Origin of the sequence: Cupriavidus pauculus, assembly GCF_008693385.1 — a bacterium.
Taxonomy (GTDB): Bacteria; Pseudomonadota; Gammaproteobacteria; order Burkholderiales; family Burkholderiaceae; genus Cupriavidus; species Cupriavidus pauculus_D.
Map to the genome: position 1 here is coordinate 194,327 of NZ_CP044067.1, position 15,612 is coordinate 209,938.

Here is a 15,612-nt window from a genome sequence, read left to right on the forward strand (position 1 = left end):
TCTTCAGGCGGCGCTGGCAATGGCCGCCTCGAGCGCCTCGGTGGCCGCGGCCCTGGCGCTGCTCACATCGAGCAGCGTCTTGCGGAACGACTCCACGAGCGGGCGCAGATTCACACGATGCCATGCCGCCCACAGCGGCGTGCGATATGCGAACCACGGCAGTTCGTGCAGCACCACGCCATCGGGCGCCTGGTGACGCAGGCTCTGCTGGATCGTCGTCACCCCGAGCCCGGCCGCCACGAGTCCCAGCGCGGCCAGCGGCTCCGTCGCTTCCATCTTGATCGTCGGCGTAAAGCCGGCCCGCGCGCACGCGGCGATGAACGTATCGTGGCGCAGCACGCTTTCCTTGTGCATCACGCCGATCCACTCCTGCGCGGCCAGGTCGTCGGGTGTGAACTGCGTGGCGTTGGCGAGCGGATGCGAGGCGGGCAGCACGAGCAGCATCGGATCGTTGAGCACCTGCGCCGCGTCGAGATCGGGATCGTCGGCCGGAGGGGGCTCGCAGACCAGCGCGATATCGAGGCTGCGCTGGCGCAGGCCTTCGAGTTGCGCGGCCGATTGCTGGTTGTAGAGCGCGATATGCACAGCGGGGCGCGTCTCGCGCAGCTGCCGCAACGCATTGGGCAGCACGCCCGAATGCATCGCGTACTCGAGGTAGCCGATGCACAGGCCGCCTTCGTCGCCGCTGCCGAGCCGTCGCGCGAGCGATTCAAGCCGGCTGGCGTGCGTGAGGAACGCGCGCGCCTCGGCAAGAAACACCCGTCCATCGCGCGTGAGGCGAATGCGTTGCTGCGCGCGCTCGAACAGCACGAGGCCGAGTTTTTCCTCGAGCTGGGCGATCTGCCGGCTCAGCGGAGACTGGGAAATATGCAGCCGTTCGGCGGCACGGCCGACGTGCTCGTCCTCGGCGACCGCCACGAAATAGTGCAGTTGGCGGATATCCAGCATGCGGGTACTCCTGATGTTTCAAGTCTCCTGCATTTTGTCCCGAGCCGCGACGCGCCGCAACTGCATGGCGCGCTTCGTACGCGCGATGGGCGCCAGTGCGCAGATCAGGCCACCGCGCAGGAACATCACGGTGCCCACGAACAACAGTCCGCTGACGATCGTGACCGATTCGCCGAGCGCGTTGAATGCAGGAATGCCGGTCAGCGATGCGAGCGAGGCGCCGATATCGCCGATGCGCGTCTCCAGCGTGACGATGACGAGCGCACCGAGCACGGGGCCCCAGCGCGTGCCGATGCCGCCCAGCAGCGCCATCAGGATCACGGTGCCCGACATCGACCAGTGCACGTCGGTCAGCGTCTCGAAACCGAGCACGAGCACCTTGAGCGAGCCGGCAAGCCCGGAGATCGCGGCCGACAGCACGAACGCGAGCAGCTTGAAGCGGTCCGCGTCGTAGCCGAGCGAGACGGCGCGCGGCTCATGCTCCTTGATCGCGGCCAGCACGGACCCGAACGGCGAGGCGACGATACGGCCGAGCAGCACGAATGCGGCGGCGACGATCGCCACGACCACGTAATAGAGCACGCGATCGTCCTCCAGCGACAGCAGGCCGAACAGGTTGCCGCGCGGCACACCCTGCAGGCCGTCCTCGCCCCCCGTGAACGGCGCCTGCAGGCAGGCGAAGTACAGCATCTGCGCGAGGGCGAGCGTGATCATCGAGAAGTAGATGCCCTGGCGGCGAATGGCCAGCGCACCCATGCCCGCGCCGAGTAGCGCACCGGTCAGCGTGCCCACGAGCAGGGCCAGCTCGGGCGTGATGCCCCAGTGCTTGAGCGCATGGCCCGCGATATAGCCGGCGCCGCCGAAGAGTGCCGCGTGGCCGAACGACAGCAGGCCTGCGTAGCCGATCAGCAGGTTGAACGCGCAGGCGAACAGCGCGAAGCACAGCACCTTCAGCACGAACAGCGGATAGACGCCCGCAAATGGCGCGACGAGGATGACGACGAGAACGAGCAGGGGGAGTATTTTCTTGTCCACGGCAGGAATCCTCAGGGGTTCTATTTGTCTTTGCCGAACAGGCCGGCGGGACGAATCAGCAGCACGATGGCCATGATCGCGAACACGACCGTGGCGGAGGCCTCGGGATAGAACACCTTGGTCAGGCCCTCGATGACGCCGAGGCCCAGGCCCGTGAGAATCGAGCCCATGATCGAACCCATGCCGCCGATCACGACCACCGCGAACACGACGATGATCAGGTTCTGGCCCATGAGCGGCGAGATCTGGATGACGGGCGCCGCGAGCACGCCCGCGAACGCGGCCAGCGCCACGCCGAAGCCATACGTCAGCGTGACCATGAGCGGCACGTTGATGCCGAACGCCTCGACCATCTTAGGGTTTTCGGTGCCGGCACGCAGATAGGCGCCGAGCTTGGTCTTCTCGATCACGTACCACGTGGCGATACAGACGACGAGCGAGGCCACCACGACCCAGCCGCGATAGTTCGGCAGGATCATGAAGCCGAGGTCGGTCGCGCCCTGCAGCGCTTCTGGCGGCGAGTACGGCAGGCCGGACACGCCGTAGACGGAGCGGAGCACGCCCTCGATCACGAGCGTGATGCCGAGCGTCAGCAGCAGGCCGTAGATGTGATCGAGCTTGTAGATCCACCGCAGCATGGTCTTCTCGATGATCACGCCGAGCGCGCCGACAACGAGCGGCGAGAGTGCGAGCATCACCCAGTAGTTGAGGCCCGCATACTCCATGCCGGCCCACGCGAGCACGGCGCCGAGCATGAACAGCGCACCGTGCGCGAAATTGATCACGTTGAGCAGGCCGAAGATCACGGCCAGCCCCAGACTCAGCATCGCGTAGAACGCGCCATTGACGAGGCCCAGCAGCAGCTGGGACAGCAGCGCCGGCAGCGGATAGCCGAAGATATCCATCGTGTTCAGACTCCCAGCAATTCGTTGAGGACGGGCATCTTCTTCTGGAGCTCGTTGGCCGCGAAGCGTTCGACGATGTTGCCGTGTTCCATGACGTAGAAGCGGTCCGCGAGCGGCGCGGCGAAGCGGAAGTTCTGCTCCACCATCACCACCGTGTAGCCCTTCTTCTTGAGCGTGAGGATCATGCGCGCAAGCGCCTGCACGATGACGGGCGCCAGCCCTTCCGAGATCTCGTCGAGCAGCAGCAGGTTGGCGCCCGTGCGCAGGATGCGGCCGACGGCCAGCATCTGCTGCTCGCCGCCCGAGAGGCGTGTGCCCTGACTCTGCCGGCGTTCGGCGAGGTTCGGGAACATCTCGTAGATCTCGGCTTCGCTCATGGCCTCCTTCATGCCCGCCCGTTGGTGCTTCAGTGGGGGTGGCAGCAGCAGGTTCTCTTCGCACGAGAGGCTCGAGAAGATGGCCCGCTCTTCCGGGCAGTAGCCGATGCCGTAGTGCGCGATCTTGTGCGTGGGCAGGCCGATGGTCTCGTTCCCGTTCACCTGGATCGAGCCCTTGCGCGTGCCCGTGAGGCCCATGATCGCGCGCAGCGTCGTGGTGCGGCCCGCGCCGTTGCGGCCCAGCAGCGTGACCACCTCACCGTGGTTCACGGTGAGGTTCACGCCGTGCAGGATGTGCGATTCGCCATACCAGGCGTGCAGGCCCTCGATCTCGAGGGCAGGGATGGTGGATGTCATCTCAGTGCGCCCCCTGCAGTTCGGCATCGACGGTGCCCATGTACGCTTCCATCACGCGCGGGTCCTTCGACACCTCCGCGTACGAACCTTCGGCGAGAATCGCGCCACGCTGCAGGACGGTGATCTTGTCGGCGATCGACGAGACCACGTTCATGTTGTGCTCGACCATCAGGATCGTGCGGCCCGCGGAGACCTTTCTGATCAGCTGCGTCACGCGGTCCACATCCTCGTGGCCCATGCCCTGCGTGGGCTCGTCCAGCAGCATGAGTTCCGGTTCCATCGCGAGCGTGGTGGCGATCTCGAGCGCGCGCTTGCGGCCGTACGGCAGGTTCACCGTAACGGTCTCCGCGAACTCGGTCAGGCCGACCTGCTCCAGCAGCGCCATCGCGCGATCGTTCAGCACGTCGAGCGAACGCTCGCTGCGCCAGAACTGGAACGCGGTGCCGAGCTGGCGTTGCAGACCGATGCGAACGTTTTCCCGCACCGTGAGGTGCGGGAAAACGGCCGAGATCTGAAACGAGCGGATCACGCCGCGGCGCGCGATCTGCGCGGGCTTGTCGCGCGTGATGTCGATACCGTTGAACAGGATCGTGCCCGTCGTCGGTTCGAGGAACTTCGTCAGCAGGTTGAAACATGTGGTCTTGCCGGCCCCGTTGGGGCCGATCAAGGCATGAATCGAACCACGCTTCACGCGCAGGTTCACGTCGCTGACCGCGGTAAAACCCTTGAACGTCTTGGTCAGCGCGTGCGTCTCGAGTATCAGATCGTCTGGAGTCATGCCGTGTACGAGCCTGGGGCCGGGCTACTTCGAGGCGTTCTTGAAGACCCGGCACTGGCTGTTGCCGACCGGCAGGAATACGTCGTCGCCGGGCAGCGTTTTCTCCAGTGCGTACAGATCCCACGGCCCCTTCGACTCCTCGGGGTTCTTCACGCGGAAGTAGTAGTAGTCATGCACCATGCGGCCGTCGGGGCGTAGCTTGGGATTGCGTACCACGTCGTCCTGGATGGGAAGCTGGTGCATGGTGCGGATGGCCACCTGGGCGTCATCGGACTTGCTGGATGCCACGGCCTTCAGGTAGTGCAGCACGGACGAGTAGACACCGGCGTGCGTCAGCGACGGCGGTCCCTTCTTGTAGATGTCCATGAAGCGCTTGCTGAAGCGGCGCGTGCCGTCGTCGATGTCCCAGTAGAAGCTCTCCGGAAAGCGCAGCCCCTTGGCCTGGTCGAGACCGATGCCCTTGATCTCGTAGACCGTCGGGAAGAACGCCGCCTGCATCTTCTTGGCGCCGAGCTTGAACTGGCTCGCGGTCTTGATGGCATTGGCCGAGTCCGCGCCCGAGTTGACGTACGCGATCACGTCCGCGTTGGACTGCTGCGCGGCGATGATCTGCGACGACATGTCGCTGCTGTTGAGCGGGTGCTTGGTCTCGCCGACGGTCTGCGCGCCAAGCGCCTCCAGCTGCTTGCGCGCCTCGGCGGCCGCCGCGTTGCCGTACGCGTAGTCCACGGTGATGAAGTACCAGCGTTGCTTCGCCTGCGCGATGCCCTTGATGGCCGCGGCGGTCTGCGAGTAGGTGTCCCACATCCACTGCACGACGTACTCGGGCTGGCAGTCCTCGTTGGTAATGCGCACGGGACCGCCCGCGAACAGCGCGGCCTTCTTCTTCTGCACGGCCAGGCTCTCCATGGCGAGCGCCACCGCGGAGTTGACCATGTCCGCGTAGGCATCCACCTTGTTGACGTCGGCCCACTCGCGGGCCTTGGCCAGCGCGATATCGGTCTTGTTCTGATGGTCGGCGGTCAGTAGCTCGATCTTCAGTCCCTTGCACTCTCTGGCGAGACAGTCATCGATGGCCATCTGGGCGGCCACGACCGACCCCTGGCCGGAGAACTGCGAGAACGCGCCCGACATGTCGGTCAGCAGACCGATGCGGACCACGCCGTCGGAGATCTCGGCCTGCGCGCCAGCGGCGCCAAGCAGCAGCGCCGACGCCGCGATCGACTTCACAAACGATTGGGACAGCACACCACTGAAACGATGCTTCATGATTTCTATTCCCCCAAAGAGTGCCGCACGGTCTAGCGCGCGCTGGCTACCATGCCATCACAGATATCGGCTTCCACCAGTTCCGGGTTGCGCTCGCGCGCATCGCCGTAACCGCCCCCGCCGCCCATGAACACCTTGACACGGTCGCCCTTGTTCAGCGTGACCATCGACTTCGACGCCAGGCGTTCGGTGACGCCGTTGCGCGTGATTTCGCAATAGCCGCGCTTGCCTTCCTCGCCGCCGAAGAGCCCGCGTGGTGCATAACGGTGACGGTCCGCGTAGATTGCAAATACCACGCCATCCTTGAGCACCGAGTATTCGCGGCTGAAACCGGCACCGCCACGGTGCTTGCCCGTGCCGAAGGAGTCCGCTTCCAGCGCGTAACGCTCCAGACGGAAGAAGTCGTACTCCATGTCGAGCGCTTCCGCTGGCGTGTTCGCGCAATTGGAGAGCGGCGAGTCCACCGCATCGCAACCGTCGCCGTGCTGCGAGCCACCGTAGCCGCCGCCGAAGATTTCAAGATAGACGCTGTAGCTCTCGTCGCGCTGGATGGAGAAGCATGCGGCGGTCAGCGTGTCGAAGCCCGTGGCGATGACCTTCTCGGGCACCACCGTGGACAGCGCGCGCATGACGGCGTTGTAGATCCGGTAGTTGGCCTCCAGGCGCGCGCGCACCGGCGACGGCGGCGCCGGGTTCAGGATCGACCCGTACGGCGCCGAGATGCGGACCGCGCGCAGAATGCCGTCGTTGAACGGGATATCCGGCGAGGTCAGGATCGACTTGACCACCGTGACCGCGGCGGACACCGTGCACGAGTACGGCGAGTTGAGGTTGCGGCGTACCTGCGGGCTGCTGCCGTCGAAGTCGATGTCGATCGAGTCGCCGGCCACGGTGACCTTGGCCTTGATCAGCAGCGGTTCGTCGCTGACACCGTCGTCGTCGATCACATCTTCGCCGTAGTACACGCCATCGGGCACCTGCTGGATGGCGGCGCGGAAGCGGCGCTCCGAGTAGTTGACCATCTCGGCCATGACTTCGGTGACCGTCGCTTCGCCGTACTTGTCGCAGAGCTGCGTGACGCGCGCATTGGCAATGGCATTGGCCGCGAACATCGCGTTCATGTCGCCGATGGTCAGGTCCGGCACGCGGATATTGGCGCGCACGAGCTGCTCGAACGGACCGCCGTCCCAGTCCTTGCTCTTCGACCACTTGGTCAGCGGCAGGCGCAGGCCTTCCTGATAGATGTCGCTGGCACCGGGGTCCAGGCCCGGGGCGCCGCCGCCAAAGTCGATCTGGTGCGCCACGCTGGCCGCGAAGCCGATGAGCTTTCCGCTGTAGAAGATCGGGCAGAAGATATAGACGTCGGGCAAGTGCTGGCCACCCGAGTACGGATCGTTCGTGATCATGAAGTCGTCCGGCGTGATCGTCTCCGCCGGATGCTTCTTGAGCAGCGCCTTCAGCGTCATGCCGATGGGACCCAGCTGGATGGGAATCAGCTCGGCCTGGGCGACGATGTCGCCATGCACGTTGGCAATCGCGGCGGAGCCGTCGCTGGCCTCGCGCAGGATGGTGGTATACGCGGAGCGAATCAGCTTGACGCCCATCTCGCGGGCGGCCGCGAGCATGCTCTGGCTGATGATCGCGTTGTCGAACGGATTGACCGGCATGCTCAGGCCTCCTTGGAGAGAATCAGGTTGGATTGCGAATCGACGGCGGCTTTCCAGCCGGCGGGCACGAGCACCGTCGTGGTGTAGTCCTCGAGCACGGCGGGGCCCTGCACCGACTGGTTGGTCGTGGCGAGGCCCGTCACGGTGCGGCGCGCGCACGGTGCCCAGGCGTTGCCGTCGTACAGCGCCGGTTCGCCCGCGGCGGCCGTGGCGCTGCCCGTGTTCTGCGAGGTGGCGGCCAGCGGCGGTGCGGCGAGCGTGGCGCCTACGCGCAGCGCGACCACTTCCATCGGGCGGCCCGACTTGTCGCTATGGAAATAGATACGGTGATGCGCGTCGATGAACGCGGCCTCGAGGCCGGCGCGGTCGAGTTTCGCCAGCGCGTCGGCGTCCAGCTCCAGCGGCACTTCGAAGGCCTGGCCCACGTAACGCATCTCGAGCGTGTAGCCGAACGTCAGCGGCTGGTCGAACGACATACGCTGGAACTGCGCCTCGAGGTCCTGCTTCATCGCGGCAAAGCGCGTGCGGAGCTCGCCGCAGGTGTCGTCGCTGACCTGCACGCGGTGCGTCGTCGTCTCGTACTTGATGAAGTCGGAGGCGAGCAGGCCGTGGGCCGAGGTCACGCCGGGGTTCGGCGGTGCCACCACGGTGTCGATACCGAGTTCCTCGGCGATCTGCGCGGCCTGCATCGGACCGGCGCCACCGAACGGCACGAGCACGTAGTCGCGCGGGTCGCGGCCGCGCTCGGTCGAGACCAGCTGGATCGCGCGGACGATGTTCGCATTGGACAGGCGCACGGCGTTATAGGCCACGGCTTCCACGGGCAGCTTGAAGTGCGCGGCCAGCGCATCGAATGCGCGGTGCGCGGCGGCCACGTCGAGCGACATCTGGCCGCCGAGGAACGCTTCCGGCCGCACGGTGCCGAGCACGACGTGCGCATCGGTGATCGTCGGCTGCGTGCCGCCCTTGCCGTAGCAGGCTGGGCCAGGCTGCGCGCCGGCGCTTTCCGGGCCCACGCGCAGCATGCCGCCGTCGTCGATCCAGATCAGGCTGCCGCCACCGGCGCCCACCGACACGATATCGAGTACGGGCGTGCGCACGGGCAGGCCGTCGATCTCGGTTTCCGGAGCCAGCGTCGGCTTGCCGTCCTGCACGAGGCACACGTCGGAGCTTGTGCCGCCCATGTCGAACGTGATGATATTGCGGTGGCCGGAACGCACGACCTGGCGCACCGCGCCGACCACGCCGGCGGCGGGGCCGGAGAAGAGGGCGCTGATCGCGTTCTCGCGCATGGCCTCGGCCGGCAGGCGGCCGCCGTTGGACTGCATGACCGAGAAGCGGCCGCGGAACCCTTCGCGCGTCAGCGTCTCCGTCAGGCGGCCCAGGTAGCCCGCGATGACGGGCTGCACGAAGGCCGACAGCGTGGCCGTGCTGGCGCGTTCGTATTCGCGGAATTCGCAGGCGACCTGGTGCGAGCAGGTCACGACGATGCCCGGCAGCGCGTCGCGGATCAGCTGCGCGAGGCGCAGCTCATGATCGGGGTTGCGGTAGGCGTTGAGCAGGCAGATGGCCACCGCGTCGTAGGCGCCGGCTTCGAGCAGCGGCAGCACCTCGAGGCGGAAGCGGCGCTCGTCGAGGGCGCGCTCGACGGAGCCATCGGTCAGGATGCGTTCGTGCGCTTCGAAGCAGGCACGGCGCGGCAGCGGCGGCGCGGGCTTCTTGTAGAACAGGTCATAGATCTGACGGCGATCGTGACGCTGCAAGAAGAGAATGTCGCGGAATCCCTCGGTGGCGACGAACGCCACCTTGCCGCCCTTGCGTTCGAGGACGGCATTCGTCGCCACGGTGGAGCCGTGCGCGAAGTCCTCGATCTGCGAAAAGTCGATGCCCGCGGCGCGCAACGCATTGACGACGCCGATGTCCGGCGACGAAGGCGTGCTGGGCACCTTGATGACACGAACCTGGCCGCCGCTATGGGCGACGAGATCCGTGAACGTTCCTCCCACTTCCACTCCGACTTTCATTGCGTTTCCTCATTCCTTTCGGATCGATTGACGGTGCGAACGGTCGCCGTTGTCTTGGTGCGACTTTGGTGCGGATAACGGCGCCGTTCTGGTGCGCTTGCACAAAAAAGTGCGTCACGTTAATCGCTATGCGATATACTATGTCTGTGCAGCGATTACGGAAAGTCTACGAAGAAGTCGGCGTTCGGTAAACGCTTATGTGCGTTCGCATATCGATTAATTTGTTACGGAAAAAGGGTTGCCACATGGACAGCGATCAGAAGGATTCGCCGATGTTCAACCAGTCGGTCGAGAAGGGCCTCGCCGTGCTGGCGGCCTTTGGCGCCCGCAACCGGCATATGAGCCTGGGGCAGATCGCGGAAACGGTCGGCATTACGCGCAGTTCCGCGCAGCGCATCGTGTTCACGCTGGAGGCGCTGGGCTACGTCACCAAGGACCCGCATACGCGGCGCTACGAGCTGGCGAACAAGGTCATGGAGATCGGCTGCAACTACGTCGCCTCCAATACGCTGATCGACAGCGCCAATCCGTTCCTGTCCGCGATGAACAGCAACTGCGACGAGACGGTGTCGCTTACCGAGCCGTGCGGGCTCAACATGGTCTACGTGGCCTCGTTTACGAGCCGCAAGCCGATCGTCGCGCATCAGGCCATCGGTAGCCGCATGCCGATGTATTGCACGGCGGCGGGGCGCGCCTATCTGGCGGGACTGCCCGATGCGGAGATCCACGCGCTGCTGCGCGAGATGGATATCAAGCCGCTGACGTCGCACACGAACCTCGATCGCGAGCAGATCTTCAAGGCGGTCGTCGAAGGCCGGGCGCGTGGGTACTCGATCAACTTCGAGGAGTACTACATCGGACATCTCAATGTTGGCGCGCCCGTCTACAACAAGGACGGACGCGCGGTGGCGGCTGTGCATGTCGTGGCGCCGGGAAGCCGGTGGACCGCCGACGAAGTGCTGGGCAAGCTCGGGCCGATGGTGCGCGAATGCGCGGGCGCCATCACGAATGCCGTGCGCGCGCACTGAGGCGCGTCATTCCCACTCGTGCGGCATGGCGCGCGGGCGCCATTGCGCCCACGGCGCGCCAGGCGAGGGCATCGTCTCGCCGGGCGCCGGGCCGCACAACCGCAACGCGGCATGCCGCGGCCACTGCGGATTCTCGATGATCGCGTGGCCGATCGCGATCACGTCCGCGTCGCCATTGCACACGATCGCCTCGGCCTGCTCGAAGCCCATGATCCAGCCCGCCGCGATGACGGGCACGCCTGTCTCGTGGCGAAGCGCGCGCGCGAACGGCACCTGATAGCCGGGGGCCGCCGGGATGCCTGCATCGTCGAGCAGTCCGCCTCCGGCGATATGGATCGCATCGCAGCCATGCCGCGCGAGTTCGTGGGCGAATGCCGTGGCCTGTGCGAGATCCCAGCCGCCGTCGAGCCAGTCCGTCGCGGGCATGCGTACCGTGACCGTGCATCGCTCCGCCGACATCACGCACACTTCGTCGCGAATCGCATCCAGTACTTCGAGCGGAAAGCGCATGCGGTTGGCAAGCGAGCCGCCGTATTCGTCGGTGCGCTGATTGGAGAGCGGCGACAGGAACTGGTGAAGCAGGTGGCCGCTGGCCGCCTGCAGCTGGATCGCGTCGATATCGATGTTCGCGGCGCGCCGCGCGGCGGCCGTAAAGCCGTCGCGTATACGCTTGATGTCGCGGCGGTCGAGCGCGCGCGGAGAGATATCGCCCTGTCGGCGCGCCAGTGCCGACGGGGCGCGGGTCTGCCAGCCGTGCCCGTCCCCGGGCGGCATCTGCGCGCCGCCGCGTGACGGCACTTCCACCGAGGCGCGGCGCCCGGCATGGCTCAGCTGCACCGCGAGCGGCATGTCCGACCAGCGACGGATGCTTTCGATCGTCAGGCCCATCGCGGCTTCGTTCTGCACGTTCCAGAGGCCGACGTCGGCATGGCTCGTGCGGCCCTCGGGCAGCACGGCGGTGGTCTCGATCGTCAGCAAGGCCGCGCCCGACAGCGCGAGCTGACCCAGCTGGATCAGGTGCCAGTCGTTCATGCATCCATCCTCGGCCGCATACTGGCATATGGGCGCGATCGCGATGCGGTTGGCAAGATCGAGTGTGCCGATACGCACAGGCTCGAACAGGACGGGGCGAAGCACGGCGCCTCCTCCGGCCCTCTCACGCACTGCTAGGACGGCAGCGGGCTCGCCATCAGCCGCTGCAGGCCCGGCAACAGCGGCGGTGCGATCGCGAGCACGGGTTGCGCGGCGGCGATCGTCTCGTTCGTGCGGGTCGCCTCGGCGAGCCGCATCGCCGCATAGGTGCGCGTCGTGTCCAGCAGCCGCAGCCGCGTCCGACCGTCCACCGTATTGACGGCGACCAGCGACTTGTCGATCAGGTCGCCGATCGATTCCGCGGCCTCCGCGGTGGTGCACAGGTCATCCGCCGCGACCGCTACCGCCGCGTCGAGCGAGAACTCGCCCGTGAATACGCTCAGCCGGTACAACACCATTCGGTCCCGCGCCGGCAGCAGGTTGCAGCTCCAGTCGAGCATCGCCTCCACCGTCCGGTGCCGCGGCGCCGCGTCGCGCCGGCCCCGCCAGCGCAGCGCAAGCTGGTTGCCGAGCAGGTCCGCCACGCCCTGGATGCCGTACCGCCCAACCCGGCTGGCCACGAGTTCGATGGCGAGCGGGTTACCGTCGAGCCGCCGGCAGATGCCCGCGACCACCGCCGCGTGCTCGTTGCTCAGCGGCGGATGATGTCCGCCTTCCTGGGCGCGTTCCATGAACAGCTGCACCGCCGGCCACGCGAGTGCCTGCCGTGCCGTCAGTCGCCCCGTATGCGGCGGCGACCCCAGCGGGCGCAGCAGATAGACCGACTCGCCATGCACGCGCAAGGCTTCGCGGCTCGTAACGAGCAGGCGGGTATGGGGCGCGTGCGCGACCAGCTGTTCGACCAGCGATGCCACCGATTCGATCAGATGCTCGCAGTTGTCGAGGACGATCAGCATCCGCCGCTCGGCCAGGAACGCCAGCAATTCGTCTAGCCGATTGACGTCTAGCCGATTGCCCCCCGTCACATGCAACCCCACCGCTGCGATCACATGATCGAGCACGAGCACGCCATGCTCGACCATGCCGAGATCGACGAAGCACGTCGCGTCCGCGTACTGATGCATCGCATGCGCGACGAGCACGGACAGCGTGGTCTTTCCCACACCGCCGGGCCCCACGACCGTGACGAAGCCACGGCTGGCAATCATGTCGGAAAGCTCGACGATCTGCTCGCCGCGGCCGAGCGCGCGCTCGAGCGGCGGCGGAAGCGGGCGCGGCACGCCGACGCGCCGGAGGGGCGACAGCGATTTCTCGGCGGCAAAGCATTGCAAGGGCGCGACAAAGCAGTAACCCCGCCCCGCGATACTCGCGATATAGCGCACCCCTTCACTGCCGCAACCGAGCTTGCGCCGCAGATTGGCCATCTGCACGCGCACGTTGGAATCCTCGACGACCAGATCCGGCCAGGCAATTGCCATCAGGTCCCGGTGCGACAGGACATCGCCGGCGCGATCGACCATCGCGACGAGCATGTCGAACGCGCGGCTACCCAGCTGGACGTCCGTGCCGTCGCGTTGCAGCACACGTGCCTGCGGGTAGAGTCGATAGGGCCCGAATACGAAAATGTCGCTCATGATGGGAGTCTCTCGCGACCGCGAGTCAGCTGAGGGCGAGGCGGCTTCGTGTGACGAGTGCATGTAATCCGTTTTACCGGACCGGTCGCTCGTCTGCGGTTAAGTCGGGTAAATCGAGGTAAATCCTTCTCGATGTCTCCGCCTCTGGCCCGCTGTTCCCGCCGCCTCGCGCACTTGCTGCGCGGATCGGAGCCAATCAGCCGCGATCGATCGGCAGCGGCGCGTTCGCGGCGACCAGCCGCTCCGCGCGCAGTTCGCGCCAGAAGTCGGCCGGAATGACCTCGGCCAGCGCGGCCACGTCCTCGGCGATGCGTTCGGGCTTGCTGGCACCGGGGATCACCGCGGCGACCGCCGGATTGGCCAGCGCGAACTGCAGCGCGGCGGCCTTCACGCTCACGCCGTGGCGCTGGGCCACGGACTTGATGCGTTCCACCTTGGCGATGATGTCGGCCGGCGCCTTCTGGTATTCGAAGTGCGCGCCACCCGCCAGGATGCCCGAGCTGTACGGACCGCCGACGACAATCTCGGTCTGGCGCTCGGCCGCCTTGGGCATCACGCGCTGCAGCGCCCGTTCGTGGTCGAGCAGCGAGTAGCGGCCCGCGAGCAGGAAGCCGTCGGGCTGTGCCTCGCCCAGATCGAGCGTCAGTTCGATGGGCTCGACCTTGTTCACGCCGAGGCCCCAGCCCTTGATGACGCCTTCGTCGCGCAGACGGGTCAGCGCGCGGAACGCACCCTTGCGCGCGGCTTCGAAGTACGAGAGCCATTCGTCGCCATAGAAATCCTGTGCAATATCGTGAATCCAGACGATATCGAGCCGATCGGTCTTCATGCGCTCGAGGCTGTCCTCGATCGACCGCAGCGTGGCGTCTGCCGAGTAGTCGTTGACGATCTTGTTCGGGCGGCCCGCGGCGAATACGCCGCTCTTCTCGCCCAGCGAGCGCGCGCTGGCATCCTCTACCTCGTCGAGGATGATGCGGCCGACCTTCGTGCTGAGCACGTACTCGTCGCGCTTGTACTGATCGAGCACTTCGCCCAGGCGAATCTCGGCGAGGCCGGCGCCGTAGAACGGTGCCGTATCGAAGTAACGGACGCCCTGGTTCCAGGCCGCCTCGACGGTGGCTTTCGCCTCTGCCTCGGGAATGGCGCGGAACATGTTGCCCAGCGGGGCGGTGCCGAAGCCGAGCACGTGGCCGGCCAGTGTGTCGCGGATGCTCATGATGATCTCGTTTCTCGAAAAGAAGTGGATGAAGGGCAGTCTAGGTGGCGGACTTAAGCCTGTCCAAGACGGAATGTGGATGAGTTGAGTCGCCTTCGGTCTCAACCACATTCCTGTTGCGCCCACTTCACGACGATTAACCCCGCATTCACGCATCGCCCCGCGGTATCGGCCTAGTATGGCCGTATCGATGGAATAGACAGAGGGGTCCCCCGTGAAAAGTCCAGCCTTGGCGAGCCATCCTTCCCTCGACGTCATGTCCATCGACGATGCGACCGTGCTGATCGTCGATGACGATGCGGGCGTGCGCATCGCGCTGTCGAACCTGCTGCGGTCGGTCGGCTTGCGGTACCAGCTGTTCGCGTCCGCCGAGGAAGCCCTGGCCGTGACGCCGCCCGAAAGCCCCGCCTGCATGGTCCTGGACGTTCGCCTGCGGGGCCTCAGCGGCCTGTCGCTGCAGACGAAGCTCGCGCGCACGGAACGCGCGCTGCCGATCGTCTTCATCTCTGGCTACGCGGACTTCACGATGGGCGTTGCCGCGATGAAGGAGGGCGCCATCGATTTCATCGCCAAGCCGTTTCGCGACCAGGACCTGCTCGACGCGGTCTATCGTGGCCTCGATGTCGATCGCGAGCGCTATCGGTCGATCTGTCATACGGCGAGCCTCCGCGCGCGATTCGATTCGCTGACGCCGCGCGAGCGCGAGGTCATGGTCCTGGCGACGCACGGGCTGCTCAACAAGCAGGTAGCCGAGCGCATCGGCATCAGCGAGGCGACGGTCAAGATGCATCGCAGCCAGGCCATGCGCAAGATGCAGGCGGCATCGTTCGCGGAGCTCGTGCGCATGGTCGATCTTCTCGATATCGGTGTGCCAGAGCCGGTCGAAGAAGAGCGCGAGGTGGTTCAGGAGCGCTTTGCCGCGTACGCGTCGGCCAGCGCCTTCAGGCCGTCTTCGTAGATGCCGCGGAACAGCTGCGAAGCCTCCTCGTTGCCGACGCCCGGGTCCGGCGTGAATTGCCCCGACCATTCGACGCGGCAGGCGTGGCCGCCGTCGCGTTCCACCACGCGCAGCGTGGACAGATAGCCGGTCACGGGAAACGGCGCCTCGAGAATCGCATAGCTGTAGCTGCGCCCGGCCTCGTCGAACGACATCAGCCGCTCGACGATCGGATCGCCGTTCGGGTTGGCGAGCCGGCGCACGCGGCCGCCGTCGTCGAGTTCGCTCTTGGGGATATAGGGCAGCCAGTCGGGCAGCGAATCGAATCCGCCGATCAGGCCCCATACCTCGCCGGGCGGCACCGCGAGATCGATACTGGCAGATGCCTGCGCCATGGCGGGTCTC

The 15,612-nt window shown here is 66.2% G+C and carries 14 protein-coding genes; 2 read left to right on the plus strand and 12 right to left on the minus strand.

All coding sequences use genetic code 11. The features are described from left to right. Nucleotides 1-3 precede the first annotated feature (3 nt). Genes FOB72_RS19150 through FOB72_RS19185 form a run of 8 tightly spaced genes read right to left on the minus strand, consistent with a single transcriptional unit; the run spans nt 4 to nt 9,360 of the window. The gene (locus FOB72_RS19150; RefSeq protein WP_150374327.1) at nt 4-948 is read right to left on the minus strand and encodes a LysR family transcriptional regulator; all 945 of its coding nucleotides are present in this window, start codon (nt 946-948) and stop codon (nt 4-6) included. Between the two features lie 18 nt (nt 949-966). Beyond that, on the minus strand, nt 967-1,983 hold the full coding sequence (locus tag FOB72_RS19155; RefSeq protein WP_150374328.1) for a branched-chain amino acid ABC transporter permease: 1,017 nt from the start codon (nt 1,981-1,983) through the stop codon (nt 967-969). A gap of 20 nt (nt 1,984-2,003) precedes the next feature. Then, nucleotides 2,004-2,888 (minus strand): branched-chain amino acid ABC transporter permease, encoded by an 885-nt coding sequence (locus FOB72_RS19160; RefSeq protein WP_150374329.1) that lies wholly within the window; start codon nt 2,886-2,888, stop codon nt 2,004-2,006. Between the two features lie 5 nt (nt 2,889-2,893). Beyond that, nucleotides 2,894-3,622 carry an ABC transporter ATP-binding protein gene (locus FOB72_RS19165; protein WP_150374330.1) on the minus strand — a complete coding sequence of 243 codons (729 nt, stop codon included), beginning with the start codon at nt 3,620-3,622 and terminating at the stop codon, nt 2,894-2,896. Nucleotide 3,623: 1 nt separating this feature from the next. After that, complete coding sequence (locus tag FOB72_RS19170) at nt 3,624-4,400, minus strand: ABC transporter ATP-binding protein (protein ID WP_150374331.1); 777 nt, start codon at nt 4,398-4,400, stop codon at nt 3,624-3,626. Nucleotides 4,401-4,424: 24 nt separating this feature from the next. Beyond that, nucleotides 4,425-5,669 (minus strand): ABC transporter substrate-binding protein, encoded by a 1,245-nt coding sequence (locus tag FOB72_RS19175; RefSeq protein ID WP_223851695.1) that lies wholly within the window; start codon nt 5,667-5,669, stop codon nt 4,425-4,427. Between the two features lie 32 nt (nt 5,670-5,701). Beyond that, a complete protein-coding gene (locus FOB72_RS19180) occupies nt 5,702-7,336 on the minus strand; it encodes a hydantoinase B/oxoprolinase family protein (protein ID WP_150374332.1) in 1,635 nt (544 codons plus the stop codon). Between the two features lie 2 nt (nt 7,337-7,338). Further along, the gene (locus FOB72_RS19185; RefSeq protein ID WP_150374333.1) at nt 7,339-9,360 is read right to left on the minus strand and encodes a hydantoinase/oxoprolinase family protein; all 2,022 of its coding nucleotides are present in this window, start codon (nt 9,358-9,360) and stop codon (nt 7,339-7,341) included. A gap of 245 nt (nt 9,361-9,605) precedes the next feature. Here FOB72_RS19185 and FOB72_RS19190 point away from each other — a divergent pair, with 245 nt between their 5' ends. After that, entirely contained in the window at nt 9,606-10,388 is a 783-nt protein-coding gene (locus tag FOB72_RS19190; RefSeq protein WP_150374334.1) for an IclR family transcriptional regulator, read from the plus strand. Nucleotides 10,389-10,394: 6 nt separating this feature from the next. On the opposite strand, the gene FOB72_RS19195 is transcribed toward FOB72_RS19190, so the two are convergent. The 3 genes from FOB72_RS19195 to FOB72_RS19205 form a co-directional block, all read right to left on the minus strand. Further along, nucleotides 10,395-11,525, minus strand: a complete 1,131-nt coding sequence (locus FOB72_RS19195) for an oxidoreductase (RefSeq protein ID WP_150374335.1) — start codon at nt 11,523-11,525, stop codon at nt 10,395-10,397. A gap of 29 nt (nt 11,526-11,554) precedes the next feature. Next, nucleotides 11,555-13,054 (minus strand): ATP-binding protein, encoded by a 1,500-nt coding sequence (locus FOB72_RS19200; protein WP_191002340.1) that lies wholly within the window; start codon nt 13,052-13,054, stop codon nt 11,555-11,557. Nucleotides 13,055-13,250: 196 nt separating this feature from the next. Further along, nucleotides 13,251-14,270, minus strand: a complete 1,020-nt coding sequence (locus tag FOB72_RS19205) for an aldo/keto reductase (protein ID WP_150374337.1) — start codon at nt 14,268-14,270, stop codon at nt 13,251-13,253. Nucleotides 14,271-14,484: 214 nt separating this feature from the next. On the opposite strand from FOB72_RS19205, the gene FOB72_RS19210 reads away from it, so the two are divergent. Next, nucleotides 14,485-15,228: a response regulator transcription factor gene (locus tag FOB72_RS19210; protein ID WP_317889554.1), complete on the plus strand. Its 744-nt coding sequence runs from the start codon at nt 14,485-14,487 to the stop codon at nt 15,226-15,228. Here FOB72_RS19210 and FOB72_RS19215 read toward each other — a convergent pair. Beyond that, nucleotides 15,174-15,602, minus strand: coding sequence for an SRPBCC family protein (locus tag FOB72_RS19215; protein ID WP_150374338.1), 429 nt, complete (start codon nt 15,600-15,602; stop codon nt 15,174-15,176). The two genes, FOB72_RS19210 and FOB72_RS19215, sit on opposite strands and share 55 nt — an antisense overlap. Nucleotides 15,603-15,612: the final 10 nt, after the last annotated feature.